A 26,256-nucleotide genomic window follows, 5' to 3' on the forward strand; every position below is an offset into this window, starting at 1 on the left:
TGAATCCACGCAGATGGCTTATGCAAGACACACAGCGACCCTTGGGGTAAGTTTGGTCACTAGCTCATAGGCGATAGTGCCAATGTGTTCGGCGACTTCCTCAACGGGCAAGGCTGCGCCCCAGAGCAGGGCTTCATCGCCCACAAGGTCTGTCGCATCGGCGCCTAAATCAACGGTTAACATATCCATAGAGACACGACCAACAATCGGCACTCGGCGACCATTCACCCACACAGGCGTGCCTTCTGGTGCATTGCGCGGATAACCATCGCCGTAACCAATGGCCACGACACCAAGGCGAGTATCTTGCTTCGCCGTCCAATAACAACCATAACCTACGGGTTGTCCCGCTTTGTGATCGCGCACCGCAATCAAACGCGAGACTAAGTTCATCGCCGGGATCAGACCATGATTGGCGCCGCAATCCCCCGTAACGGGAGACACACCATAGAGTGCGATTCCAGGGCGGATCCAATCCCCTTGGCTTTTGGGCCAATAGAGGGCGCCCGCAGAATTGGCTAAGGTTCTAAATCCAGGCAAATCCGCGGTTAACTGGTTAAAGGTTTGCATTTGCACTTGGGTGTAATGATTTTCAGGCTCATCGGCACAGGCAAAGTGAGTCATCAAATGTATGGGCTTGGCAACATTGTCACAGGCCGTCAAACGCGCATACACCTGCGCAAATTGCTCAGGCGTCACGCCTAAACGATGCATGCCAGAATCCACTTTCAACCATACGGTGACAGGTTTTGATAGCGTCGCCTGCTCTAACATCTCGATTTGAGACTCATGGTGCACCACAGTATCGATATCGTGGGCCACCAACAAAGGTAAATCAGTGCTACGAAAGAAGCCTTCAAGCAATAACAAGCGCGCCTTCACGCCACCGGCGCGCAGCTCTAAGGCCTCTTCTAAACGGGCTAGACCAAAGCCATCGGCAGTGTGTAAACAGTTGGCGACATTTAATAATCCATGACCATAACCATTGGCTTTCACCACAGCCATCACTTGGCTGCGACTCGCCTGTTGACGCAAGACGGCGAGATTGTTTTGCAGTGCACTACTGCTAATTTCTGCTCGGGGAAAAGGTTTCAAAATTTGCCTTGTCTATTTGAAAAGTCAGGAAATAAAAAGAATACATAAGCAGTGCTTAGCTTCTAACACCAGAAATTAATCTTCTTCAAACTGCGGGCCAGCGTAGTTATCAAAACGGGAAAACTGGCCTTGGAAGGTCAAGCGCACACGTCCGATTGGGCCGTTACGCTGCTTACCTATGATGATTTCCGCCGTGCCCTTATCGGGAGAATCGTTGTTATACACCTCATCACGGTAAATAAACATGATGAGGTCCGCATCCTGCTCAATAGAACCCGATTCACGTAAGTCCGAGTTCACAGGGCGCTTATCGGCACGTTGTTCGAGTGAGCGGTTAAGCTGGGAAAGTGCAATAACGGGGATCTCTAACTCTTTAGCCAATGCCTTGAGAGAGCGAGAAATTTCGGCAATTTCTAGGGTACGGTTGTCCGATAACGCCGGTACTTGCATCAGCTGCAAGTAGTCGACCATGATCATCGATAAGCCGCCATGTTCACGGGCGATACGGCGGGCACGGCTGCGCACTTCGGTCGGGGTTAAGCCAGAACCGTCGTCGATATACATCTTGCCCTGCTCGAGCATGATCCCCATGGTCGAGGATACCCGCGCCCAATCCTCATCATCGAGCTGTCCGGTACGGATTTTAGTTTGGTCGACGCGGCCCAAGGAGGCCAACATACGCATCATGATCTGTTCCGAGGGCATCTCGAGACTGAAAATCAGCACAGGCTTGTCTTCATTCATCGCCGCCTGCTCGCAGAGGTTCATCGCGAAAGTGGTTTTACCCATAGAAGGACGCGCCGCGACGATGATCAAGTCGCCGGATTGGAAGCCCGCTGTCATACGGTCGAGATCGCTAAAACCGCTCGACACCCCTGTCACACCGTTATGCGGGTTGTTGTAGAGCTGCTCAATCTTATCGACGGTTTTTTCGAGAATGGTTTTAATGCCTTCGGGACCTTCGTTGGCATTGGTGCGCTGCTCGGCAATCTTAAAGACTTTACTCTCGGCCAAGTCGAGCAAGGCGCTGGAGTCACGCCCTTCGGGATTGTAACCCGCATCGGCAATCTCATGGGCAACGCGGATCATCTCCCGCACCACGGCGCGCTCGCGCACAATCTCAGCGTAGGAAACAATGTTACCGGCGCTCGGGGTGTTTTTGGCAATCTCGCCTAAGTAGGCAAAGCCGCCCGCTTCTTCGAGTTGATTTTCAAGTTCAAGCTGTTCAGAAACCGTGATTAAGTCGATAGGTTGACCCGTTTCAACTAAACGGTGCATCGCCGCAAAAATCATCCTGTGTGAGCGGGAATAAAAATCCTCTTTCACTACGGTTTCGGCCACTTTATCCCAAGCGTCGGCGTCTAACATGAGGCCGCCTAATACCGATTGTTCAGCCTCTATTGAATGCGGCGGCAGCTTGAGGCTATCGACCTGCAAATCCCTCGGCTTACTCTTAGGCTTAAAAGCACCTTGTTGTGACATTAACACTCCCGATTTCCAACAACTTAACAAAATATGATATAAAACCCGCGTCAAGCAAACAGGCTGTTTACATTCACCTGTTATCTCATTTCAACGGACACTCTAACTAAAAATAAGGAAAGAACATGCGTATTGCATTGGTTGCAGCCTTAGTACTGACCTCTGGCGTAGCAACAGCCGATGAAGGACAATGGCAACCTTATCAAATGCCTTCAATTGCAGACAAACTCAGCGCACGTGGAATCGATATTCCCGCTGACAAATTAGCCGATCTCACCAGTTATCCAATGAATGCCGTTGTTGGGCTGGGCTATTGTACCGCCAGTTTTGTCTCGCCCCAAGGGCTAGTTGTGACAAACCATCATTGTGCCTACAAGGCGATACAATATAACACTAAGAAAGAACATAACTATCTCGAACAGGGCTTTTTAGCCACCTCGATGGATAAAGAACCATCGGCAGGTCCGAACGAGCGTTTATACATCACCGAAGCCGTGACCAATGTCACCAGCGATGTCACCAAAGACTTAAGTCAAGATCCGCTCAAACGCTACGAAAACATTGAAAACCACAGCAAAGCCTTAATCAAAAGCTGTGAGGCCGATGATAACTACCGCTGTAACGTGCGCAGCTTCCACAATGGCTTGGAATATTACCTCATCAAGCAATTGATGATCCGCGATGTACGCTTGGTGTACGCGCCACCAGAAAGCGTTGGCGCTTACGGCGGTGATATCGATAACTACGAATATCCACGCCACTCGGGCGATTTTGCCTTCCTGCGCGCCTATGTGGGTAAAGATGGCAAGCCAGCGGCCTACAGCGAAGATAATATTCCTTACAAGCCAAAGAGTTACCTAAAAGTAAACGCCGATGGTGTGAAAGCGGGCGACGGCGTGTTTGTGGCGGGCTACCCTGGCACTACTAGCCGTTACAACCTCACCAGCGAGCTTAAATTTGCCAGCGACTGGCTGTATCCAACTCAGGCAAAACGCTATCAATTACAGATTGATACTATCGAAGCCATGGGTCAGGAAGATGCAGATATCGCCATTAAATATGCAGGCAATATGGCGTCAATGGCGAACCGGATGAAAAAACTCAACGGTCTGCTGGCTGGTTTTAAAGCTACAGATATCGTCGGTATTAAGCAGCAACGCGAAGATGATTTTCTGGCTTGGTTAAAGAAAAACCCTAGCCTTAATCAAAATCTTATCAGCGAGCTAGAAGTCTTATTGGCCGAGCAGCAACTGCAAACCCAAACCAATTATTACTTCACCAACGCCCAATCGAGCACACTGCTCACCGCGGCGAATAGCCTCTATCGCTTAGCCAAGGAAAAGCAAAAGAGCGATGCCGAGCGTGAAATCGGCTTCCAAGAGCGTGACCTTGCCATGTTCAGCTCGCGCCTGAAGCGTATCGACTCTAGCTTTGACGTTAAAGTCGATAAAACCCTTTGGTTACAGGACTTAAATGCCTACTTGTCACAACCCAACCGCGTTGCAGCCTTAGATAATATGCTGAATCTGGACGACAAAAATGTCAGTCTAGAAGCAAAACTCGACGGCCTGTATTCGCTAACGACGCTGACAGACCAAGCACAACGTCTGGCGTGGATGAATGCGGATGCGAAAGCTTTTGAAACCAGCAGCGATCCATTTATCCGCCTCGCTGTCGCGTTGTACGACACCAATATGGCACAGGAAAAGGCAGAAAAAATCCTAGCGGGTAAACTGTCTACCGCTCGCCCTGCGTATATGGCCGCCGTTATCGACTACTACAAAGCCAACAACTGGCCTGTGTATCCCGATGCAAACGGTACCCTACGTATCAGCTACGGAATGGTCGATGGTTATCAATCCCGTGATGCGCTGTACAAACAGCCATTTACTCGCCTCGATGGCATAGTAGCTAAACACACTGGTGTTGAGCCCTATAACGCCCCGAACAAACTGCTCGATGCGATTCATGAGCAGCGTTTTGGCGATCACTTAGTGAAATCAGTCTATCAAGATCCGCGCGGCTGGATTTGCCGTCTGTTTTCTTGCTTAGACAAGCCTGAAGAATTTAACTCTGTGCCGGTTAACTTCCTATCGAGCGTAGATACCACGGGTGGTAACTCGGGCTCACCTGTCTTTAACGGCAAAGGCGAACTCGTCGGTCTGAACTTCGATTCCACCTATGAAGCCATTACCAAGGACTGGTTCTTCAACCCCACCATCACCCGCGCCGTACACGTAGATATTCGATATATCCTGTGGATGATGGATGAAGTAGACCATGCTGATAATTTAATTAAAGAACTCGATTTAGTGAGAAATTAATATTTAATTAATGTTCAGTGTTAATTGACAATAACATTAGCTGATATTAATTCCATTAATTTAATCAACATAAATTAAGCACCTTTTAAAACCGTTCAAAGAATATTCTTTGGACGGTTTTTATTTTAAGCAATTTGCTAATTTGTGATCTATCACATTATCCATTCGCCATAATCATTCATCAGCCACCTTAATTAGCATTATTTAAACCAAGAGCATTTATGGACAATTTGTCCAAACACAAAATCCAAACGAGTGATAACACCCTCATAATGCAATAAATCACACCGCAAGCCTTTAAAATACAACAAACAGTGTTAGGCGACCAATGACACCACCATAACGCACTGTATATAATTAATAAATTAAAGCGAATCTGATAAACCACAAACACAAAAGTCTATTTTTATTTCTAAAAATTTATCAAAAACGTCTAATAAAACCATTAAAAACGCCTGTTTTATCAAAAAGAATAAAACTTGATCGTTCTCAAGTTTTTTCCAGAACCAATTTCCTATTATCCAGCCGTCTAAAACTTACCAATACGCTTTTGCCATAGGCATAAGCTGCCAAATAAATACATTAAATAACACTGAAAATATAATTCAGGTTGAAAATGAGGAACGCGAAATCCTATGACAGCGACAACTTATCAACCGGGAGAAATCCAAGGGCTGATCAAGATAAATGCATCCAAATGCAAAGGATGTGATGCTTGCAAACAGTTCTGCCCGACCCATGCCATTAATGGCGCCTCGGGTGCTGTGCACTCTATCGATGAAGATAAATGCTTAAGCTGCGGCCAATGTTTAATTAACTGCCCCTTTAGCGCCATTGAAGAAACCCACAGCGCCCTTGAAACCGTCATTAAAAAGCTCGCCGATAAAAATACTACCGTTGTCGGCATTATCGCTCCGGCGGTGCGGGTCGCAATTGGTGAAGAATTCGGTCTAGGCACGGGCGAACTCGTGACGGGTAAGCTCTATGGTGCGATGAATCAGGCAGGTTTTAAGATTTTCGACTGTAACTTTGCCGCCGATCTCACCATCATGGAAGAAGGCAGTGAGTTTATTCATCGCCTCCATGCCAATGCCAAAGGTGAAGAAAATGCAGGTGCGCTGCCGCAGTTCACCTCCTGCTGCCCAGGTTGGGTGCGTTACCTCGAAACCCGCTATCCTGCGCTACTGCCTAACCTGTCCACCGCTAAATCTCCCCAACAAATGGCAGGTACGGTCGCTAAAACCTACGGTGCTAAGGTGTATCAAATGCAGCCAGAGAATATTTTCACCGTCTCTGTGATGCCTTGTACCTCGAAAAAACTCGAAGCCTCACGCCCCGAATTTAACTCGGCTTGGCAATACCATCAGGAACATGGGGCTAACACGCCTTCGTACCAAGATATTGATGCTGTGTTGACCACAAGGGAAATGGCTCAATTGCTCAAAATGCTCGATATCGATCTCGCTAATACCCCCGAATATCAAGGCGATAGTTTGTTCTCTGAATACACTGGCGCGGGCACTATCTTTGGTACCACAGGTGGCGTAATGGAAGCGGCATTACGTACCGCTCACAAGGTGCTCACAGGCACTGAAATGGCTAAGTTGGAATTTGAACCCGTACGCGGGCTAAAAGGCGTCAAATCGGCTTCTGTCAGCCTGTTTGATACAGAGCTCAACCAGAATGTAACCGTCAATGTCGCTGTAGTACACGACATGGGCAACAACATCGAACCCGTGCTGCGCGATGTAATGGCAGGCACCTCGCCCTATCATTTTATCGAAGTGATGAACTGCGCTGGCGGCTGCGTCAACGGTGGAGGCCAACCTATTGAAGGTAAAGGCTCTTCTTGGCTTGGTAACATTTAACGGGAAACAAAAATGAACAAGAAAAAACACCTATTTGCCGAGGACAGTTTCTTTCTGTCACGCCGTAAGTTTATGGCCGTAGGCGCTGCCTTTGTCGCCGCCTTAGCCATTCCTATTGGTTGGTTTACCAGCAAGCTTGAACGCCGTAATGAGTACATTAAGGCCAGAAGCCAAGGGTTATATAAAGACGACAGTCTAGCGAAAAAACGAGTCAGCCACGCCAACCCCGCGGTAGAGAAATACTACAAAGAATTCGGTGGCGAGCCATTAGGACATACGTCCCACGAGCTGCTGCACACCCACTTTGTCGACCGCACCAAATTAAGCTCTTGATTGGAGATGAAAAATGCATCAAGAACATGATATGAGACCCATTTTAAAACATCCGCTAAACGTCAGGATTTTCCACTATATTCTGCTACTGAGCTTTTTGCCGTTAGCCGCGACGGGTTTGTTATTGTTTTTTAAACCGCTTTCCCAGGAAGGCATGCAGCTAACCTATGATGTGCACATCATTGCGGGGATTATTATGGCCCTCGATGCCGTGGCATTTACCATCATGGCATTCGACCGAGTAGTGTTATTTATCGCCCGAGTGTTCAGCTTCTCCGAGCGCGACGTGAAATGGTTTATGGTGTTAGGCGGTTACCCACAGAAATTCTTACTGGGTAAAAAAGTGCCTATCCCTCCGATGAACAAGTATAACTCTGGCCAAAAGCTGTTTGGTGCCTGCGTACTGATTGGCGGCACAGTGCTTATCCTCTCAGGTTTAGTACTGTGGCTTATCCCCCACGCCGCGCCGCGGGATACTGTGTGGTTTTTAGGTCAAGCCCATCTAGTCTCAGGCCTAGTGTTAACCGCCTTCTTACCTGTGCATTTATTCCTCGCGGTGTACCGCTTCGATGACTTCAAAGCCATGATGATCCACGGCAATGTGCCCTACCATGATGCCGCCGAGTACACCCCACTATGGGTAAAAAATGAAATTGCCCCCGTCGCCACGAACGGCGAACAACTGACCAGCAAATAGCGAGGTCTCCTGCGGCAGTTGCTCAACAACTGCCGCATTTCTGCATTCATATTCAAGGGCATAGATAACCATGAGCACACACGAGCATCATTCCATTACCGTCTCTGACTATAATCCCAACGTCAGCTTTATTGACGATCAGGCGATTTGGCAGGCCATTGAAGACGCCAGTCATCCGAGTCGCGAACAAATCCAAGCCATTCTCCAAAAGGCGCGCCAATGCGAAGGCTTAAGCATTCGCGAAACCGCTCTCCTGCTACAAAATCAAGATAAAGCCCTGGATGAAGCACTCTTTGCCGTCGCCCGTGAAATAAAAAACACCATCTACGGCAATCGTATAGTGATGTTTGCGCCGCTCTATGTGTCCAACCATTGTGCCAACAGTTGTAGTTACTGCGGCTTTAACGCCGATAACCATGAACTAAAACGCAAGACCTTAAAACAGGATGAGATCCGCCAAGAGGTCACCATCCTCGAAGAAATGGGCCACAAACGGATCTTGGCCGTTTATGGCGAGCATCCACGCAACAATGTGCAAGCCATTGTTGACAGTATTCAAACCATGTACAGCGTTAAGCAGGGCAAGGGTGGAGAAATTCGCCGTATCAATGTCAACTGCGCGCCAATGAGTGTGGAAGACTTTAAACAGCTTAAAACGGCGGCGATAGGCACTTATCAATGTTTCCAAGAAACCTATCATCAAGACACTTACAGTAAAGTGCACCTAAAAGGTAAAAAAACCGACTTTTTATACCGACTCTACGCCATGCACAGGGCGATGGAAGCAGGAATCGACGATGTCGGTATCGGTGCGCTCTTTGGCCTGTATGACCATAGATTTGAGCTGCTCGCCATGCTCACCCATGTTCAGCAACTCGAAAAAGACTGTGGCGTTGGCCCACATACCATCTCCTTCCCGCGGATTGAACCCGCCCATGGCTCTGCCCTTAGTGAAAAGCCGCCCTATGAGGTTGATGATGAGTGCTTCAAGCGTATCGTTGCTATCACTCGCCTAGCCGTACCTTATACCGGGCTGATTATGAGCACACGGGAGAGCGCTGCGCTGCGTAAAGAATTGTTAGAGCTCGGTGTTTCACAGATCAGTGCGGGCTCACGCACTGCGCCGGGTGGCTATCAAGACAGCAAACAAAATCAACACGATGCCGAACAATTTAGCCTTGGTGATCATCGCGCTATGGATGAGATCATCTATGAATTAGTTACAGATTCGGATGCCATCCCCTCCTTCTGCACGGGCTGTTACCGTAAAGGGCGCACAGGCGATCACTTTATGGGATTAGCCAAACAGCAGTTTATTGGCAAATTCTGCCAGCCCAATGCCTTGATCACCTTTAGGGAATATCTGAACGACTACGCCAGCGATAAAACCCGTGAGGCAGGTAACGCCCTGATAGAGCGAGAGCTCGCCAAAATGAGTCCATCACGGGAACGTAACGTACGCGTCTGCCTGAAAAAAACCGATGCGGGTGAACGGGATATCTATCTATAAATGACCCATTCTTTACTTTCAAAGCCCGGCGTGAAATTGCATTTTGGTTTGAATACGCACGCCTTACTCGAGGCAATAGCACAAGCCAATGACATAGTGTTGCACGCGGCCATTTACAGTAATTTTGCCAATAATGCGGTGGGCCAATTACTCTTACAGCGCTTACAAAGCGCAAGCTTCAAGCAACTCACCCTGATAAAGCTTGAGCCCACAGGTTCTTGGCGGGATGAATTCGCCACTATCCTACGTCCCGAGATGCCGCTTTGGGAAGTGGAACGACTCTATGAAAACTCCCGCCATTGGTGCGCCAAGCTTAAAACGCAGTTTCCTGAGGTCGTCAATTTAGTCTCGACCCAAGCGCTGCCACTGCAACCTATATTGCTGATTGGCGATAGACTCTTTGTCGGTCACTACGCCCATAGCCATACCACTTCGGCTCAAGGGCTTTGGATAGAGTTTGATGTTATTGCTTTAGACCTTGCGCCCAACAGCTTAATCGATTGGTTTTATTTCGGCGTTACCGCAGAGCAAGACTCGCCGGTGGCAATAACCCTTAGCCGTTACGTAGAAGAATGTCGCCGCGCTGTAGGCGATCTCTGGTATCAAAGTGTGATTGCGCTGGATAAGGGGCGACACTGATGCATACCAGCCATATCCCAATCATTAAACAAGCATCGTCCTGCACGCAACCCAGTTTGCTCAAACCTATAGCGCTCAGCTATGCGCAAATCCTTGAGCTGCTCCAAGGACAGGACGATGAATGGCTGTTTAGCCGCGCGCAGCTCGCCACTGAGCTCGAATTTCAGCAACAGGTCTATTTACGCGGCATTGTTGAATTCTCCAATCATTGCCGTAACCACTGCCATTACTGTGGACTGCATAGCGAGAATCGGCAGGTAAAGCGGTATCGACTCTCAAACGAAGACATTCTCAGCGCAGTGGATAGCATAGCCTCACTCGGCCTCGGCACTGTGGTGCTGCAATCGGGAGATGATTTTAGCTACCGTTGCAAGCGCATCAGCGCCCTTATTAGTGAAATTAAGCAGCGCCATAACCTCGCAATCACCCTCTCCCTCGGTGATCGCAAACATCATGAGTTGGAAAACTGGCGTGAGGCGGGTGCCGATCGCTATTTACTCAAGATGGAAACCTTCGACCGCGCCCTCTTTGCTCGCTGTCGCCCTAAAGCCCATTTCGATGAACGAATTGCGAGACTTGCACACCTTAAGTCACTCGGTTTTCAGACAGGTTCTGGCATCATCATCGATTTACCAGGGATGACTGACGCTATCTTAGCCCGCGATATTCAATGCTTAACTGAGCTACAGCTCGATATGCTGGCCTGCGGCCCTTTTATCGCCCATGCACAAACTCCATTTGCCACATCGTCCAATGGCAGCGCCCTTAAGAGTCATCGAGTGAGCGCTATTTTGCGACTGATGAATCCTGGGGCGAATATCCCTGCGACCAGCTCCCTCGATGCCCTAGAAAAAGGCGCTCGGGAACAGGCACTAAAGCGAGGCTGCAATGTGATTATGCCCTCCTTCACCCCAACACAAGTGAGTGCCGATTACAGCATCTATCCGGGAAAAAACCAGCAACAACACCCAGCAGCAGAGCGACTTAAGCAAATCTGCCATCAAATTCAAAGCCATGGGCTAATCCCCTCCTTTAGCCGCGGTGATTCCAAAAGGAGCCAATATGTGTCAAGGCATTAATCCACAAGAGCATTCCCAGAGCCAATCAGCACCACGGGGCATGCGTTACCATATTGCCTTAGTCGGTCGACGCAATGCAGGTAAGTCCTCCCTGCTCAATATGATCGCAGGACAACAAATCTCCATTGTGTCCGATATTAAGGGCACCACCACTGATGCCGTGACCAAGGCCTATGAGTTACAACCCTTGGGGCCAGTAACCTTTTACGACACGGCTGGGATCGATGATGACGGAGAATTAGGTGCAATGCGGGTAAAGGCGACTCGTAAAGTGTTATTCCGCTCCGATATGGCACTCTTAGTGGTGGACGAACAAGGGCTTTATCCATCGGATATCGCCTTAGTGAACGAAATACAGCAGATGCGAATGCCGATACTGGTCGTATTCAATAAGGCCGATATCTGTACACCTAAAGCCGAGGATATCGCCTTCTGCCAACAGCAATCCTTGCCTTTTATTGTGGTCTCTGCCACCACAGGCCTTGCGGCCAAAATGCTTAAGCAGCTGATTATCGATTTAGCGCCCGCGGAATATAAGCAAGAACCCATGCTTGCGGGCGATCTCTATCAAGCGGGGGACGTTATCCTCTGTGTCGTACCTATTGATATGGCGGCCCCTAAAGGACGCTTGATCCTGCCGCAGGTACAGATCCTTCGGGAAGCATTGGATCGCAACGCGATCGCTATGGTGGTTAAAGAAACAGAATTAGAGAAGGCATTATCCGTCGTCACACCTAAACTGGTGATTTCCGATGCTCAGGCGATTAAACAAGTCGCCGCCCTAGTGCCAATATCGATTCCACTCACGACTTTCTCAACCCTGTTTGCGCGTTTTAAAGGGGATTTGGCCACCCTTGCCGCAGGCGCCGAGGCGTTAGATAAATTGCAAGATGGTGATAAAGTGCTGATCGCCGAAGCCTGCAGCCACAATGTGCAGGAAGATGATATCGGCCGAGTCAAGCTCCCCCGTTGGATAAATAGCTACACGGGTAAACAACTCGAATTTATCGTGACGTCCGGCCACGATTTTCCCGATGATTTAGAGCAATATGCCCTCGTCATCCACTGCGGTGCCTGTATGTTTAATCGTAATGAAATGCTCCGTCGCATCCACGAATGCCAACGTCGTAGTGTACCTATCACTAATTATGGAGTTGCGATTTCAAAGCTACAGGGCGTACTGCCACGGGTGCTCGCACCTTTTAACTGCAGTCCTCAGTAATAATGTATTGAGCCTCAGCGTCAGGCTTGGCTGCAATGAAATAGCTAAGCCTGTTTATCCTTCATGCATGGCAAACAACCACATGCACAGCAATACGAACTAAATCGCGCCCATAAAAAAACACCGCCGAAGCGGTGTTTTCTTAGTTTAAAGCAGTTGGTAATTAAGCTTCTGCAACAACAGATACTTTAACAACAGCTTTAACTTCAGTGTGTAACTGAACTTCAACTTCGAAGTCACCAGTAGTACGCAGAGCGCCTAATGGTAAACGAACTTCAGCTTTAGCCAGTTCAACGCCAGCAGCAGTTACTGCATCAGCGATGTCACGAGTGCCAACTGAACCAAACAGTTTGCCTTCATCACCAGCTTTAGAAGCGATAACAACAGCTTCCAGAGCAGCGATTTTTTCAGCGCGTTGGTTAGCAGCAGCCAGATCAGCAGCTAATTTAGCTTCTAATTCAGCGCGACGAGCTTCAAATACTTTAACGTTGCTTTCGTTAGCAACAACAGCTTTACCTTGTGGCAGCAGGTAGTTACGAGCGTAACCAGCTTTAACTGCAACTTGGTCACCCAGGTTACCCAGGTTAGCGATTTTATCAAGCAGAATAACGTTCATTATCAAATCCTCTATATTCGATTAGGAATACTGCAATTACTGATGTAAATCAGTGTATGGCAGTAGAGAAAGATAACGAGCACGCTTGATTGCGCGAGCTAGTTGACGCTGATATTTAGCACTAGTACCAGTGATACGGCTTGGAACGATCTTGCCGCTTTCAGTGATGTAGTTCTTTAAAGTAACGATATCTTTGTAATCAATTTCTGCAACACCTTCAGCGGTGAAACGGCAGAACTTGCGACGACGGAAATAACGTGCCATTTGACAGTCTCCTAAGTTTTCAATTCGACATTTTCGGCATGGATGACTAAGCGATTTTGGCCATTTCGCCCCTGTTGAAGCGTCATAAAACCTTGAACTTGTACTTCCACACCTGCTTTCAGATTGTCTGCCACGCTTTCAAAGCGTGGGCCACTCAATATCACTTGTATTTGTACGTAGACGTTGCGGAGCATATCTGCTTCATAACGCTGCGATTTGTGTTCTAGCATTATCACACTGTGTGCGATGCCTGCCGGGCTTTTAAAGCGTCTGGAACGGGTTATGGTTCCTGACAACACCAAGTTATTGGTGGTCACAGATAAACTTACTCAGCGATTTCTTCAGCGTTAGCTTCATCATATGAGCGGTCGCCAGCTGGGCCACGACGTGAATCGCGCTCATCTTTAGCTTTCGCCATTGGAGATGCTTCAGTAACGGCAACTTTAGTACGCATTACCATGTTACGCAGAACTGCGTCGTTGAAACGGAAAGCAGTTTCTAGCTCTTCAATCGTCTCTGCTGGTGCTTCAACGTTCATCAGAACGTAGTGAGCCTTGTGCAGATCTTGGATTGGGTAAGCCAGTTGACGACGGCCCCAATCTTCTAAACGGTGGATTTTGCCGTTAGCTTCGGTGATAACACCGGTGTAACGCTCAATCATACCAGGTACTTGTTCACTTTGATCTGGGTGAACCATAAATACGATTTCGTAATGACGCATTTATTGCTCCTTACGGTTATGTAGCCTCGTTATTGGCTCAGTCAGACCAAGTGGAGGCAAGGAACGAAAATAGTGACTGATTCGAGCGCGAGATAGTACAGAAAGCAGACGCGAAACTCAAGCAATAACTTTGCCTCAACCCGCAATACGGGTATGATGACGCCTCACCCCTATTCGGATATCAGACATCAGCCACTCAAGAACCCAGACTAATGTTACGAGCAATACTAAAAGTTATCGCCCCTTTAAGTTTTTTTTGCCTATCTTTTCCGGCACTTGCGCTTGTACCTCCCGATTATCAGGAACCGCCAAGCGATTTTACTGCTGAAGTCGAAGCGGGCTTACAGTTGAACACGGGTAATACCGAGTCGAGCAGTTTTAATGGTCGCACCCAGCTGATTTATGATGCCAAGCAAACGAAGCAAGAAGCCACGCTAAAAGCGTATTTTGCTTCAGAGAAAAACCAAACCACCTCAGAGAAGTACGAACTCCAACTGCAGAGCAACTATAAACTCACTAAGGGCTATATCTTTGGCCGGGGCGATTTTACTTGGGATCAGTTCGGTAGTTATACCCAAATCTCAACCCTATCATCGGGTTATGGTTTTAATGCCATCAGCAGCTATAAGACCAAACTCAGCCTAGAAGTCGGTCCGGGTTATCGTTACAACCTGCCAGCAGAATCGGTAACAGAGCCGGATCCCGCCGCCGAAAAAGATGTGATCCTACGAACTGCGGCAAAGTTTTCGCAAAAATTGCAGGAATACACCAGCATCAATGCGGACCTAACCGCCGAAGTGGGCGAAAATAACAATACCCTTACCCTCGATATGAACTACAAGAATTTAGTGTTTCAGGATTGGGCATTTAAGATTGGCATGAACATCAAATACACCGAAGTGGTGCCCGAAGGCAGTAAGCAGACTGACACTGTCACCACCTTTAACCTGCTCTACACCTTTAGATAATAGAGGTACTCAGTAGTTTGGCTGAAGCGATATACACTCTCAGCCAAACCTCAGATTCAGTGTCAGTTAGTAACCCACACACAAAAATGATAAGTGAGTCATTAAATCCCAACATTTTGCAACACTGAATAAACACCAACTCCTGATATACTCTCCCTGCAATCATACAAGGAGTAGTTAATGGCAAATCCGCTACGCACTTTCGCCTCTTTATATAGCACAACTCTATTAACTGTATTGGCAGGCGGTTTACTCACCACCTATTTGGGCCTGCGCCTGTCGGTAATGCATGTACCGCAGCTATGGATAGGTGGCATGATGTCGGCCTATTACGTTGGTCTGGTGGCGGGCTCGAAGATTGGCCACCGTTTGATTGCCCAAGTCGGGCATATTCGCGCCTTTGTCGCCAGCGCCGGGATTGTTGCAGCCTCCGCCCTAGGTCATGCCTTGGTGGATGAGCTAGCGGTTTGGATCCTCTTAAGGCTTATCGTCGGTATGGGCATGATGTGCCAATATATGGTGCTAGAAAGCTGGCTCAATGAACAAGCAGAAAGCAGCCAACGCGGCACTGTGTTTGCCAGCTACATGATAGTCTCGTACTTCGGCTTGATATTGGGTCAAGGCGCCATCAGCCTCTATCCCGAACTTGGCCTAGAGCCGCTATTGCTGATCGCCATCTGTTTTGCCCTGTGTATTGTTCCCATTTCCTTGACTCGCCGGATTCACCCGGCGCCACTGGTGCCCGCGCCCTTAAAAATCGCCCACTATTGGCGCAAAGCACCGCAGGCGCTGACCACCATAGCCATAGGTAGCATGATTGTTGGCTCCTTCTATGGTTTGGCTCCCGCCTATGCCAGTAACTTAGGTTTGCCGCCCGAGAAAGTCGCCACCTATATGACGGCTACCATTCTCGCGGGTCTGCTGGCTCAATGGCCGATGGGGAAATTGTCCGACATTATGTCCCGCAGTCGCCTGATACGTATTAACTGCATACTGCTTGGGATCTTAGCCTTAGGTATTGCCCTCACGCCTTATCATCCAGTGCTCTCCCTAGTGATGACATTTATGTTCGGTATTCTTGGCTTTACCTTCTATCCCCTAGCAACAGCACTGGCTAACTCCCGTGTCGAACAGAGTGAAAGGGTTGGTCTGTCGGCAACCATTTTACTGACCTTTGGTGTGGGAGCCAGTATCGGTCCACTTATCGCCTCAACCCTAATGCAATGGCTCGGTAACAGCATGCTCTATGGCTTTATGTCGGCCTGTACCTTAGTCCTATTTTTACGCCTGCGTTATGTTCATTCACGACAAAAAGCCGAAACCAATGTGACTCAAGACTACATTATGGCAACCGGTGACTTAGTCTCATCCCCACTGGCGGCCGCGCTCGACCCAAGGGTCGATGTCGAATCTGTGCAGGAACAAATGACACCAACGGCCACAGAGGATGAAGATGACTTAGGTGCCGATGCCTTCGAGGGTAATGACATTGACGGTGATAGCGAACAACAGCTGACATTCGAGTTTGAATTTAACCCAGAACCCAGCTTTGTCCACGAGGAGACTAACGAAATGGACGAGTCCAATCTCGATGCAGTTAAAACAGATTAATGGCTGATTTTAGACAGTAAAAAAGACGGGCTAGCCCGTCTTTTTATTGAAAACTATCGCTTAGCTTCGGCGCTGACGCACGGCTTCAAATAGGCAAATGCCCGTTGCGACCGACACGTTTAAGCTAGAAACGCTCCCCGCCATCGGAATAGACACTAAAGTATCGCAACATTCACGACTTAGGCGGCGTAAGCCTTTGCCTTCGGCACCCATGGCAATCGCCAGAGGTCCTTTAAGATCGGCTTGATATAGCTCGCAATCCGCTTCGCCCGCCGTGCCGACAATCCACACGCCCTTTTCCTGCAAATGACGCATAGTACGCGCAAGGTTAGTCACTTGGAATAAAGGCACAGTTTCGGCGGCGCCGCAGGCTACTTTGCTCACGACAGCCGTTAAACCTACAGAGTTGTCCTTAGGCACAATAATGCCCTGCACACCCGCTGCATCAGCGTTACGTAAGCAGGCACCTAGGTTATGCGGATCGGTAACGCCATCTAAAATCAATAAAAACGGTAAGTCAGTCTTAGCTAGCAGCTCATCTAAATCATGCTCAGCCAAGATCTTGGCCGCTTTAACACGGGCGACAATGCCTTGATGCTGAGTGCTTTCGGCTTTATCGTCCAGCACTTTGCGTGAAGTGACTTGGATACTAGTCCCAAAAGATTTAGCCTGGCGGATCAGCGGGGTTAAGCGCTCATCTTCACGGCCCTGCAACAACCAAAGCTCGATAATGCGTTCTGGACTGTGTTTTAACAGCGCTTCAACCGCGTGGATCCCAAAAATAATATCTTGTTTCTTCATTTACTTCTTTCTCGTGCTCCGCTTTGCGGCCTTTGGCTTCTTCGCCGAATCTTTTACGCTTTTCTTAGGCTTAGTGCCAGCTTTAGACTTAGATTTGCTACCCGCTTTATCTGAGCCAGCTTTCGCTTTAGTACCTGTCGATTTCGCCGCCTTCGCCATTTTAGCGCCTTCACGGTTGACCCGTTCACGCGCCGTCATGGGCTTATCTCGACTCGGTGCCGCCTTGCGGCGTCCACCTTTACCACTGTCACCAAGCATCATTAAGTCTATTTGTCTATCGTCCAAGTTTACCGCGGCCACTTTCACCGTGACAGGATCTCCCACCTGATAGACTTGCCCTGTGTGCTCACCAATCAAACGCTGACGCATAGGGTCAAATTGATAATAATCACTGCCCAGGCTAGAAATATGCACTAAACCATCAATAAATAAGTCATTTAAGCGAACGAATAAACCAAAGTTAGTGACAGAGGCAATAACCGCCTCAAAGGTATCACCCACATGGTCCTGCATAAATTCACATTTCAGCCAGTCACTTACATCACGCGTTGCCTCATCGGCACGGCGCTCCGTTGTAGAACATTCTTCGCCTAATTGATCTAATTCATCCAGCTGATAATGGTAGCCCCCATCGGGAGTCCACTTCTCATTGGCTTCGCCTTTCTCCTTCGCCAGTAGATAGCGGATCACGCGATGCAACACTAAGTCGGGATAACGACGAATAGGCGAGGTAAAATGGGCATATTCTTCCAGTGCCAAACCAAAATGGCCTTCGTTATCGGGCGTGTAGATTGCTTGGCGCATTGAGCGCAGCAACATCACTTGGATAAGCTCGGCATCTGGCCTATCGGCGATTTGCAGCATCACATTCTGGTAATCCGCTGGCGTTGGCTCGAGTCCGCCACCCATGCTTAAACCGCGCTCGGCCAGAAACTCTTTAAAGTTCGCCAACTTTTGTTCAGAGGGTGACTCATGCACACGATAGAGGATTTCGCCCTTATGCTTTTTCACAAACTTAGCGGCCGATACGTTGGCCAAAATCATACATTCTTCAATAATTTTATGAGCTTGATTACGCGCTCTTGGCACAATTTTATCGATCTTGCGCTGGTCGTTAAAAATAAACTGCGTTTCTAACGTCTCAAAGGCAATCGCACCACGCTCAGCGCGCTGTTCATCGAGCGCTAAATAGAGCGACTGTAAACATTGTAGATGCGGGAATAGCGCTTCATGTTCAGGCGCAATCGGTCCACCTTCGAGCATGGCAGCCACTTGGGTGTAAGTGAAGCGCGCATGTGAATGCATCACCGCTGGATAAAACTTATATCCAGATAACTTACCGCGAGCCGAAATCGTCATCTCCGCGACCATACACAAGCGGTCGACATCGGGATTGAGCGAGCACAGGCCGTTAGAGATCTTCTCCGGCAGCATAGGGATCACTTGCGACGGGAAGTACACCGAGTTACCACGGGCACGGGCTTCGGTATCTAAGGCCGAATCGGTACGCACATAGTAGCTCACATCCGCAATTGCCACCCACAGACGCCAACCGCCACTGGGTTTAGCTTCTGCATATACCGCATCGTCAAAGTCGCGTGCGTCTTCACCATCAATTGTCACTAGTGGAAGATTGCGCAAATCGACACGGCCGACCTTATCCGCTTCGGTCACTTCATCGGGAATACGGCGTAGTTTCTTTTCAATTGCTGCCGACCAAGTATGGGGAAGATCGTAATTACGCAGCGCAATCTCGATTTCCATCCCTGGCGCCATTTGCTTGCCGAGCACTTCAGTCACTTTACCCGCGGCTTTAACGAATCGGCCCGGACGACGGGTTAACTCCACCACGACCACATCGCCTTGACGGGCACCATTGCGATCTTCACTAGCGATTAAAATCTCTTGGGTAATGCGCTTATCATCGGCAATCACAAATGCCATGCCGCTATCGACATGGAATCGTCCGACAATGGCGGCACTACGCGGTTGGATCAAACGCACAATACGGGCCTCGCGGCGGCCTTTGCGATCCATACCAGCTTTTTGTGCCAGCACTTTATCACCATGAAAATACATCAGCATATCGCGATTGGAGATAAATAAATCGTCGCCACCTTCGTCAGGCTTAAAGAAGCCGAAGCCTTCTCTGTGCCCAAGGACTGTGCCAGAAATCAGATCCATTTTTTCAGGTAAGCCATAGCTTTGACCGCGGGTAAATACCAGTTCACCGTCACGCTCCATCGCCCGTAAACGGCGACGCAGGGCTTCTAACTGTTCTTCATCGTGGATCTGTAGTGCGGCAGCGATGCTGTCACGGGTAATAGGTGATTTTTGAGAACGTAAGTACTCGATAATATACTCACGACTTGGGATAGGGTTTTCGTACTTATCCTGTTCACGCTCGAAATGAGGGTCTTTGATCATTCAATATCCAATATTTCTGTCTCTATCTGTAGAGACATCTCAACGGGTTCGCAAGTGCTCTTGCTGGGCCCGCGCCACTGCACTGGCGGGCATTTTAGCGGCTAACACCTGCAGTAATGACAAGGCTTTTTTCTTAGTTGCCTCATCGGTAAATACATTGTTGTATAACCAGTTATAGGCCATTTCGTAATCCCTTGGACTACCATAACCTTCACCGTATAAACGTACCAACATCATCCGCGCGGCTAAACTGCCGCTCGCCGCCGCTGGTAATAAATAATTGACCGCACGGTCTTTATTACGAATTACAAACTTACCACTTTGATAATATTCGGCAAGTTTCACCATGGCCTCTGGACTGCCCTGCTCGGCCGCCTCTTGCAATAATCCCATCCCTTTGACTGCATTGGCTTTTACGCAGGTACCATGGTTGAGCATTTCCCCCCACAAAAACTGATACAGGGGCTGCTTTAAGACTTCCGCGCGCGCTTCGATGTCTTGCACTAATTGACAGTCATCTTGCTTAACTCTTGCCAGATATTTCTCGCCGCGGATCATTTCAAGTAATTGATCTTGAGAATAAATATCCACCGCCTGTGTTTCAGCAAAGCACATTGAAGATACTAAGGGCAGCAGCGCAACTAATGCAGTACGTAGCATAACGACTCTCAATGACAATAGGGTGAATACTTGCATCGGCAGTATAACCTATTTCTTGAGCTCAAGCCGAATTTCTAACCATAGAAAACAAACAGGAAGGAACAACAAAAGAAGAAAAGGCCGTGAAACACGGCCTCTACGATTTTAGTTAAATGGGCTAACTAAAATCATCGTCTCATTACGGTCTGGACCGGTAGAAATGATGTCGATCGGCGTTTCTAACAACTCTTCAATACGCTTGATGTAGTTGATAGCGGCTTGCGGTAACTGCTCTAAAGAGGTCGCACCGAAAGTAGACTCGCTCCAACCTGGCATAGTTTCATAAACAGGCGTGACCTGCTCATAACCTTCAGCCGCTAATGGCGTAACCTTAGAGATAGTGCCATCTGAATGTTGGTAACCCACACAGATCTTCACTTCTTTCAGGCCATCGAGTACGTCTAACTTAGTTAAGCAGAAGCCGCTTACGCTGTTGATTTGTACTGCGCGGCGCATTGCCACTGCATCTAACCAACCAGGACGACGCTTACGACCGGTAGTCGCACCAAACTCATGACCCTTAGTCCCTAAATGGTCGCCCACTTCACATAAGAGTTCAGTTGGGAAAGGACCAGCACCCACACGAGTGGTATATGCCTTCATAATACCTAAGACATAGTCTAAATGACGTGGACCAAAGCCGCTGCCTGTCGCCACACCACCTGCGGTAGTGTTTGACGAAGTCACAAACGGATAAGTACCGTGGTCAATGTCTAACAGTGTACCTTGTGCACCTTCGAACAGAATTGGCTCACCCGCTTTACGCGCGTTATCCAAGAGTTCAGTTACGTCAACACACATGCTCTTCAGGTAGTCAGCTAAGGCTAACGCGTCGCTCAGTGTTTGCTCGTAATCTACGGCGTCAACTTTGTAGTACTCTGTCAGCATAAAGTTATGATATGCCATAACTTCTTTCAGCTTTTCAGCAAATAGTTCAGCATTGAACAGATCGCCAACACGCAGACCGCGACGGGAAATCTTATCTTCATACGCAGGACCAATACCACGACCCGTAGTACCAATAGCTTTGTTACCGCGCGCTTTTTCGCGAGCGATGTCTAAGGCACAGTGGAATGGTAGGATCAGCGGACATGCTTCAGAGATCAGTAGACGTTCCTCAACCGGAATGCCGCGCTCTTTGAGCATTTTGATCTCTTTCATCAGTGCGTCAGGTGCAAGCACCACACCATTACCGATAATGCATTTTACATTGTCGCGTAGGATGCCTGATGGGATCAGATGAAGTACGGTCTTATCGCCATTGATCACAAGAGTGTGACCCGCGTTGTGACCGCCCTGGTAGCGAACTACATATTTTGCCTGTTCTGTTAGAAGGTCGACAATCTTACCTTTTCCTTCGTCACCCCATTGGGTGCCGAGAACAACTACGTTTTTGCCCATTGTTTGCTGCAAGGTTGTGGTTAAAAAAGAATTCTAACAGATTTTAAACCGCAAGTGGCAAGGCATTTATGAAAAAATAATCAAAATGACTAGCCCAGCAGTGACCAATGAGCCACCCATTCGACGCAAAACTTGCTGATTTTGATTGGAAAGTTCGTTTAAATATCGGCGCCATTTATTGGGGAATAACAAAGGCCCCACGCCCTCTAAAATCAGCACCAGTGCCACCGCCACCATAAATAACTGTAAGCTCATCTTCCCTCTCTTAGAATTTTCTAACCTAAAAATCGATGGTAATGCGAGGATAACTAATTTTAGGTAATAAAAAACCCAGCATAAGCTGGGTTTTTTGAGATTCCAAAACGTATTAACGCTTAGAGAATTGTGGCTTACGACGTGCTTTACGTAGACCCACTTTCTTACGCTCAACTTTACGAGCGTCACGGGTTACGAAACCAGCAGAACGTAATGATGGACGCAGAGCTTCATCTAATTGCATCAGAGCACGAGTGATACCGTGACGGATTGCACCTGCTTGGCCAGTGATACCACCGCCTTTAACAGTTACATAGATGTCCAGCTTGTCAGTCATTTCAACTAACTCTAATGGTTGACGAACAACCATACGAGCAGTTTCACGACCAAAGTATTGGTCCAAAGGACGTTGATTTACAACGATGTTGCCACTACCAGCTTTAGCGAATACGCGTGCTGTAGAGGTTTTGCGACGGCCAGTGCCGTAGTACTGAGTTGCAGCCATTTGCTTAATCCCGTTTAGATATCAAGAACTTGAGGTTGTTGTGCAGCGTGGTTATGTTCTGCGCCAGCGTAAACTTTCAGTTTACGGAACATGGCACGGCCCAGAGGACCTTTTGGTAACATACCCTTAACTGCTTTCTCGATGATCATTTCTGGCTTATGAGCTTGCAGCTTTTCAAAGCTGATTTGCTTAATGCCACCAGGGAAGCCTGAGTGCGAGTAGTACGTCTTGCCTTGCGCTTTGTTACCAGTAACAGTAACTTTCTCAGCGTTGATAACGATGATGTAATCACCAGTGTCAACGTGAGGAGTGTATTCAGGCTTGTGCTTACCGCGTAAACGCAGAGCGATTTCGGTAGCGATACGACCTAAAGTTTTGCCGTCTGCATCAACGACGAACCAGTCACGAGTTACAGTTTCTGGTGTAGCAGTAAAAGTCTTCATTATTACAAAAACCCAAAGTTAATTTCTGTCTCACATGTTGCTTGCAATGGCAAACAACACAAAATTGCCTTTCAGTACCCCTTCGAGTACTTAACTCGGCGTACAACTTCCACCTAGTTTGGTGGAGTAACGTGGGCAGGTGGCGGATTATAGACAAACGTGAGTTAAAAATCACCTGATATTTTGACAAAAATCATAAAAAATCGATCTGTGAGGCTGATTTTCACTGGGATGGATGAGTCACAGGAGGTTTGCGCAAAAAACGCGCTAACCTCCAATAAAATTCACTCGCTAACCTAAGGTAAATGCTCTGATTTTAAGTAATCGTGGGATTGCATTTCGATTAAGCGAGAGCGGCAGCGTCTAAATTCAAAACTCAATAAGCCATCGGCGTAAATCTCTTCCAGCGGCACCTGCGCGGAAACGATCAACTTAACGTTGCGCTCGTAAAACTCATCCACCATGGCTAAGAAACGTCTGGCGATATCATCACCCGTTAAAAACGCGCCCATTTGTTCGATGCCACTCACCAACACGGTATGATAAATCCGCGCCAGCTCCATATAATCCCGCTGACTACGGGGACCATCGCATAAGGCCCTGAAATCCGCGAGCAACACGCCTTGCGCCTGTTGACGTATGCTGATTGCTCGCCCTTCAATCTCTATCGCGTCGGTTGACACTTCGGCCTCGGGGGCTAACTGACGGAAATAACGCAGCAAGTTAGTATCGGCCTGTTCATCGAGTGGATGGTGATAAATCTCGGCCTGCTCCAGTGTGCGTAGACGATAGTCGATACCCGAATCCACATTGAGCACTTCACAATGCTGATTGATCAAGGCGATCGCGGGAAGGAATCGCGCCCGTTGCAATCCGTTTTTATACAAATCATCGGGAATAATATTTGAAGTGGCGACTAATACCACACCTTCTTTAAAGAGGGCTTGGAATAAGGTGCCAAGCAACATGGCGTCGGTGATATCAGAGACAAAAAACTCATCAAAACAAATGACTCTATATTTAGCCGCCATTTGTTTGGCAATCACTAACAAGGGATCGCGCGTACCTTTGAGCTCATCCAGGTCCAAATGCAGTTGATGCATAAAGCGGTGAAAGTGCGCCCTTAGTTTTTGATTACCTGGCAGCGCATCAAAAAAAGTGTCCATCAAATAGGTTTTGCCGCGACCGACACCGCCCCACAGATACAATCCCTTAGGCGCGACAGGCGCAGACTTAAGGCCAAAGGAGGTCAACAACTTGCCTAATAATGAGCTTGGCGCTTCGGCAGCGGTTAAATCCTCGTAGACGCGTTGCAGCGCCTTTACGGCCATTTCCTGCGCGGGATCATGGGAAAAACCATCACGAGTAAGATCTTTTTGGTAATGCTGCCAAGGGCTTAACTGGGGCACGTTATAATTCTCTTTTATCCTTTGGAAAAACTGCGTCGATATTACCACGGCCTCTCACACAGGGCATATATTTATCCCCCAACAAGCAAAAGGACGCTGGATTCCATTTTTAGTTACTCGTCTAAAGCAGATTAAAATCAGCCAAAAAATAAAAACTTATTTATAAAGACTATGCTGTTAACTTATTTCACGCGACGATTGAAACATTTTAAGACTTGAAAAAGGCCTTAAAAGCCCACAGGTTTCACTTAAGTTACAGCACATAAAATGCTGATAAAATAACCGTTAAGATATTAACCTTTGTTAATATTGATGAACTTTTTCAATGAGGTGCGTGTCCGAATGGTTACCTAGGCAAATAGCCGGTACCGATACAGATTCGATCTGGTGCGGACACAACTCACGACGCATTACATCCAGATCCTTGATCCCTTATTTGGAGTTATGAATAGATGAAAACGAAACTATCTGTACTTTCAGCCGCAATGTTAGCCGCAACTCTGACAATGATGCCCGCTGTCTCACAGGCGGCTATTCCGCAATCTGTTGAGGGTCAATCCATTCCAAGTCTTGCGCCTATGTTAGAGCGCACGACCCCCGCCGTGGTTTCCGTGGCGGTATCTGGCACGCACGTCTCCAAACAACGTGTACCCGATGTGTTCCGTTATTTCTTCGGCCCCAATGCACCGCAGGAACAAGTACAAGAACGCCCTTTTAGAGGCTTAGGCTCAGGCGTAATAATCGACGCGGATAAAGGTTATATCGTCACCAACAACCATGTGATCGACGGTGCCGATGATATCCAGGTCGGTCTGCACGATGGCCGTGAAGTCAAAGCCAAGCTGATTGGTACCGACTCAGAGTCCGACATTGCCTTGCTGCAAATCGAAGCGAAAAATCTAGTCGCAATCAAAACCTCAGATTCTGATGAACTGCGCGTGGGTGACTTTGCCGTCGCCATTGGTAACCCCTTTGGTTTAGGTCAAACCGTCACATCAGGGATCGTCAGCGCCCTAGGCCGTAGCGGTTTAGGCATTGAAATGCTTGAAAACTTTATCCAAACCGACGCTGCGATTAACAGCGGCAACTCGGGTGGTGCGCTAGTAAACCTGAAAGGTGAGCTGATCGGTATTAACACCGCCATCGTAGCGCCTGGCGGTGGTAACGTGGGTATCGGTTTTGCGATCCCCGCCAATATGGTGAAAAACCTCGTGGCACAAATTGCCGAGCACGGTGAAGTGCGCCGTGGCGTACTGGGGATTTCGGGCCGCGACCTAGATAGCCAACTCGCCCAAGGTTTTGGTTTAGATACCCAGCACGGTGGGTTTGTGAATGAAGTTACCGCGGGCAGCGCAGCTGAAAAAGCCGGCATCAAAGCGGGTGATATTATCGTCAGTGTCGATGGCCGTGCGATTAAATCGTTCCAAGAGCTGCGTGCGAAAGTCGCGACTATGGGCGCTGGTGCTAAGGTTGAACTGGGACTTATCCGCGATGGCGATAAGAAAACCGTGAATGTCACCTTAGGTGAAGCAAGCCAAACCACTGAAAAAGCTGCAGGTGCTGTGCACCCCATGTTACAAGGTGCCTCGCTAGAAAACGCTTCGAAAGGGGTGGAAATTACTGAGGTGGCCCAAGGCTCGCCTGCGGCAATGAGTGGCTTACAAAAAGGCGATGTGATTGTCGGTATTAACCGTTCGGCGGTGAAAGATCTGAAATCACTCAAGGAGCAGCTCAAAGATCAAGAAGGCGCTGTCGCCCTGAAGATCCTCCGTGGTAAGAGCTTGTTGTACTTAGTGCTGCGTTAATCGGTACGCCGCTCTGATCTTTATCCCATTATCAGCTGCGGATCAGCATAGGGAACGCGGGTTCCCTATGCTTTAACTTGTT

General features: G+C 48.3%; 25 protein-coding genes. 11 read left to right on the forward strand and 14 right to left on the reverse strand.

Annotation, left to right across the window (positions count from 1 at the left end; genetic code table 11):
- Positions 1 to 18: 18 nt before the first annotated feature.
- Both alr and dnaB read right to left on the reverse strand, forming a co-directional pair.
- The gene (gene alr / locus SHEWMR4_RS17000) at positions 19 to 1,095 is read right to left on the reverse strand and encodes an alanine racemase (protein ID WP_011623986.1); all 1,077 of its coding nucleotides are present in this window, start codon (positions 1,093 to 1,095) and stop codon (positions 19 to 21) included.
- Between the two features lie 75 nt (positions 1,096 to 1,170).
- Positions 1,171 to 2,577, reverse strand: a complete 1,407-nt coding sequence (dnaB, locus tag SHEWMR4_RS17005; RefSeq protein ID WP_011623987.1) for a replicative DNA helicase — start codon at positions 2,575 to 2,577, stop codon at positions 1,171 to 1,173.
- Between the two features lie 125 nt (positions 2,578 to 2,702).
- Here dnaB and SHEWMR4_RS17010 point away from each other — a divergent pair, with 125 nt between their 5' ends.
- The 8 genes from SHEWMR4_RS17010 (at position 2,703) to hydF (ending at position 12,249) form a co-directional block, all read left to right on the forward strand.
- Positions 2,703 to 4,901, forward strand: coding sequence for a S46 family peptidase (locus SHEWMR4_RS17010; RefSeq protein ID WP_011623988.1), 2,199 nt, complete (start codon positions 2,703 to 2,705; stop codon positions 4,899 to 4,901).
- Between the two features lie 635 nt (positions 4,902 to 5,536).
- Entirely contained in the window at positions 5,537 to 6,769 is a 1,233-nt protein-coding gene (gene hydA, locus SHEWMR4_RS17015; protein WP_011623989.1) for an iron hydrogenase large subunit HydA, read from the forward strand.
- A gap of 12 nt (positions 6,770 to 6,781) precedes the next feature.
- Positions 6,782 to 7,102, forward strand: coding sequence for an iron hydrogenase small subunit HydB (hydB, locus tag SHEWMR4_RS17020; protein ID WP_011623990.1), 321 nt, complete (start codon positions 6,782 to 6,784; stop codon positions 7,100 to 7,102).
- Between the two features lie 13 nt (positions 7,103 to 7,115).
- The gene (locus SHEWMR4_RS17025; protein ID WP_011623991.1) at positions 7,116 to 7,799 is read left to right on the forward strand and encodes a cytochrome b/b6 domain-containing protein; all 684 of its coding nucleotides are present in this window, start codon (positions 7,116 to 7,118) and stop codon (positions 7,797 to 7,799) included.
- 70 nt (positions 7,800 to 7,869) lie between these two features.
- Positions 7,870 to 9,309 carry a [FeFe] hydrogenase H-cluster radical SAM maturase HydG gene (gene hydG, locus SHEWMR4_RS17030; RefSeq protein WP_011623992.1) on the forward strand — a complete coding sequence of 480 codons (1,440 nt, stop codon included), beginning with the start codon at positions 7,870 to 7,872 and terminating at the stop codon, positions 9,307 to 9,309.
- Positions 9,310 to 9,948, forward strand: coding sequence for a hypothetical protein (locus tag SHEWMR4_RS17035; RefSeq protein ID WP_011623993.1), 639 nt, complete (start codon positions 9,310 to 9,312; stop codon positions 9,946 to 9,948).
- The gene (gene hydE / locus SHEWMR4_RS17040) at positions 9,948 to 11,027 is read left to right on the forward strand and encodes a [FeFe] hydrogenase H-cluster radical SAM maturase HydE (protein WP_011623994.1); all 1,080 of its coding nucleotides are present in this window, start codon (positions 9,948 to 9,950) and stop codon (positions 11,025 to 11,027) included. Before SHEWMR4_RS17035 ends, hydE begins: the two co-directional genes overlap by 1 nt.
- Positions 11,011 to 12,249 (forward strand): [FeFe] hydrogenase H-cluster maturation GTPase HydF, encoded by a 1,239-nt coding sequence (gene hydF / locus SHEWMR4_RS17045; RefSeq protein WP_011623995.1) that lies wholly within the window; start codon positions 11,011 to 11,013, stop codon positions 12,247 to 12,249. Before hydE ends, hydF begins: the two co-directional genes overlap by 17 nt.
- Before the next feature lie 163 nt (positions 12,250 to 12,412).
- Here the strand turns inward: hydF and rplI are convergent, their stop codons facing one another.
- From rplI to rpsF, 4 genes are read right to left on the reverse strand one after another with little or no spacing between them, the layout of a single operon-like run.
- The gene (gene rplI / locus SHEWMR4_RS17050) at positions 12,413 to 12,865 is read right to left on the reverse strand and encodes a 50S ribosomal protein L9 (RefSeq protein WP_011623996.1); all 453 of its coding nucleotides are present in this window, start codon (positions 12,863 to 12,865) and stop codon (positions 12,413 to 12,415) included.
- Positions 12,866 to 12,901: 36 nt separating this feature from the next.
- Entirely contained in the window at positions 12,902 to 13,129 is a 228-nt protein-coding gene (gene rpsR, locus SHEWMR4_RS17055) for a 30S ribosomal protein S18 (RefSeq protein ID WP_006083042.1), read from the reverse strand.
- An 11-nt stretch (positions 13,130 to 13,140) separates the two neighbouring features.
- Entirely contained in the window at positions 13,141 to 13,446 is a 306-nt protein-coding gene (gene priB, locus SHEWMR4_RS17060) for a primosomal replication protein N (protein ID WP_011073673.1), read from the reverse strand.
- An 8-nt stretch (positions 13,447 to 13,454) separates the two neighbouring features.
- Entirely contained in the window at positions 13,455 to 13,850 is a 396-nt protein-coding gene (rpsF, locus tag SHEWMR4_RS17065; protein ID WP_011623998.1) for a 30S ribosomal protein S6, read from the reverse strand.
- Positions 13,851 to 14,062: 212 nt separating this feature from the next.
- Here rpsF and SHEWMR4_RS17070 point away from each other — a divergent pair, with 212 nt between their 5' ends.
- Positions 14,063 to 14,818, forward strand: a complete 756-nt coding sequence (locus SHEWMR4_RS17070) for a YdiY family protein (RefSeq protein ID WP_011623999.1) — start codon at positions 14,063 to 14,065, stop codon at positions 14,816 to 14,818.
- A 180-nt stretch (positions 14,819 to 14,998) separates the two neighbouring features.
- Positions 14,999 to 16,429, forward strand: coding sequence for an MFS transporter (locus SHEWMR4_RS17075; RefSeq protein ID WP_011624000.1), 1,431 nt, complete (start codon positions 14,999 to 15,001; stop codon positions 16,427 to 16,429).
- A gap of 60 nt (positions 16,430 to 16,489) precedes the next feature.
- Here SHEWMR4_RS17075 and rlmB read toward each other — a convergent pair whose 3' ends face one another.
- The 8 genes from rlmB to zapE all read right to left on the reverse strand — a co-directional run bounded on the left by rlmB (position 16,490) and on the right by zapE (position 24,369).
- Positions 16,490 to 17,230: a 23S rRNA (guanosine(2251)-2'-O)-methyltransferase RlmB gene (rlmB, locus tag SHEWMR4_RS17080; RefSeq protein ID WP_011624001.1), complete on the reverse strand. Its 741-nt coding sequence runs from the start codon at positions 17,228 to 17,230 to the stop codon at positions 16,490 to 16,492.
- Positions 17,231 to 19,657: a ribonuclease R gene (rnr, locus tag SHEWMR4_RS17085; RefSeq protein ID WP_011624002.1), complete on the reverse strand. Its 2,427-nt coding sequence runs from the start codon at positions 19,655 to 19,657 to the stop codon at positions 17,231 to 17,233.
- 39 nt (positions 19,658 to 19,696) lie between these two features.
- Positions 19,697 to 20,353, reverse strand: a complete 657-nt coding sequence (gene motX / locus SHEWMR4_RS17090; RefSeq protein ID WP_011624003.1) for a flagellar protein MotX — start codon at positions 20,351 to 20,353, stop codon at positions 19,697 to 19,699.
- A 108-nt stretch (positions 20,354 to 20,461) separates the two neighbouring features.
- Positions 20,462 to 21,757: an adenylosuccinate synthase gene (locus SHEWMR4_RS17095; protein WP_011624004.1), complete on the reverse strand. Its 1,296-nt coding sequence runs from the start codon at positions 21,755 to 21,757 to the stop codon at positions 20,462 to 20,464.
- 66 nt (positions 21,758 to 21,823) lie between these two features.
- Entirely contained in the window at positions 21,824 to 22,012 is a 189-nt protein-coding gene (locus SHEWMR4_RS17100; protein WP_011624005.1) for a DUF2065 domain-containing protein, read from the reverse strand.
- A 112-nt stretch (positions 22,013 to 22,124) separates the two neighbouring features.
- Entirely contained in the window at positions 22,125 to 22,517 is a 393-nt protein-coding gene (gene rpsI / locus SHEWMR4_RS17105) for a 30S ribosomal protein S9 (protein WP_006083052.1), read from the reverse strand.
- A 14-nt stretch (positions 22,518 to 22,531) separates the two neighbouring features.
- Positions 22,532 to 22,960, reverse strand: a complete 429-nt coding sequence (gene rplM / locus SHEWMR4_RS17110) for a 50S ribosomal protein L13 (protein ID WP_011073682.1) — start codon at positions 22,958 to 22,960, stop codon at positions 22,532 to 22,534.
- Positions 22,961 to 23,256: 296 nt separating this feature from the next.
- Positions 23,257 to 24,369 carry a cell division protein ZapE gene (gene zapE / locus SHEWMR4_RS17115; protein ID WP_041408880.1) on the reverse strand — a complete coding sequence of 371 codons (1,113 nt, stop codon included), beginning with the start codon at positions 24,367 to 24,369 and terminating at the stop codon, positions 23,257 to 23,259.
- 452 nt (positions 24,370 to 24,821) lie between these two features.
- Between zapE and degQ the strand changes: the two genes are divergently transcribed.
- Positions 24,822 to 26,174, forward strand: coding sequence for a Do family serine endopeptidase DegQ (gene degQ / locus SHEWMR4_RS17120; RefSeq protein ID WP_011624007.1), 1,353 nt, complete (start codon positions 24,822 to 24,824; stop codon positions 26,172 to 26,174).
- Positions 26,175 to 26,256: the final 82 nt, after the last annotated feature.

Source organism: Shewanella sp. MR-4 (assembly GCF_000014685.1).
Taxonomy (GTDB): Bacteria; Pseudomonadota; Gammaproteobacteria; order Enterobacterales; family Shewanellaceae; genus Shewanella.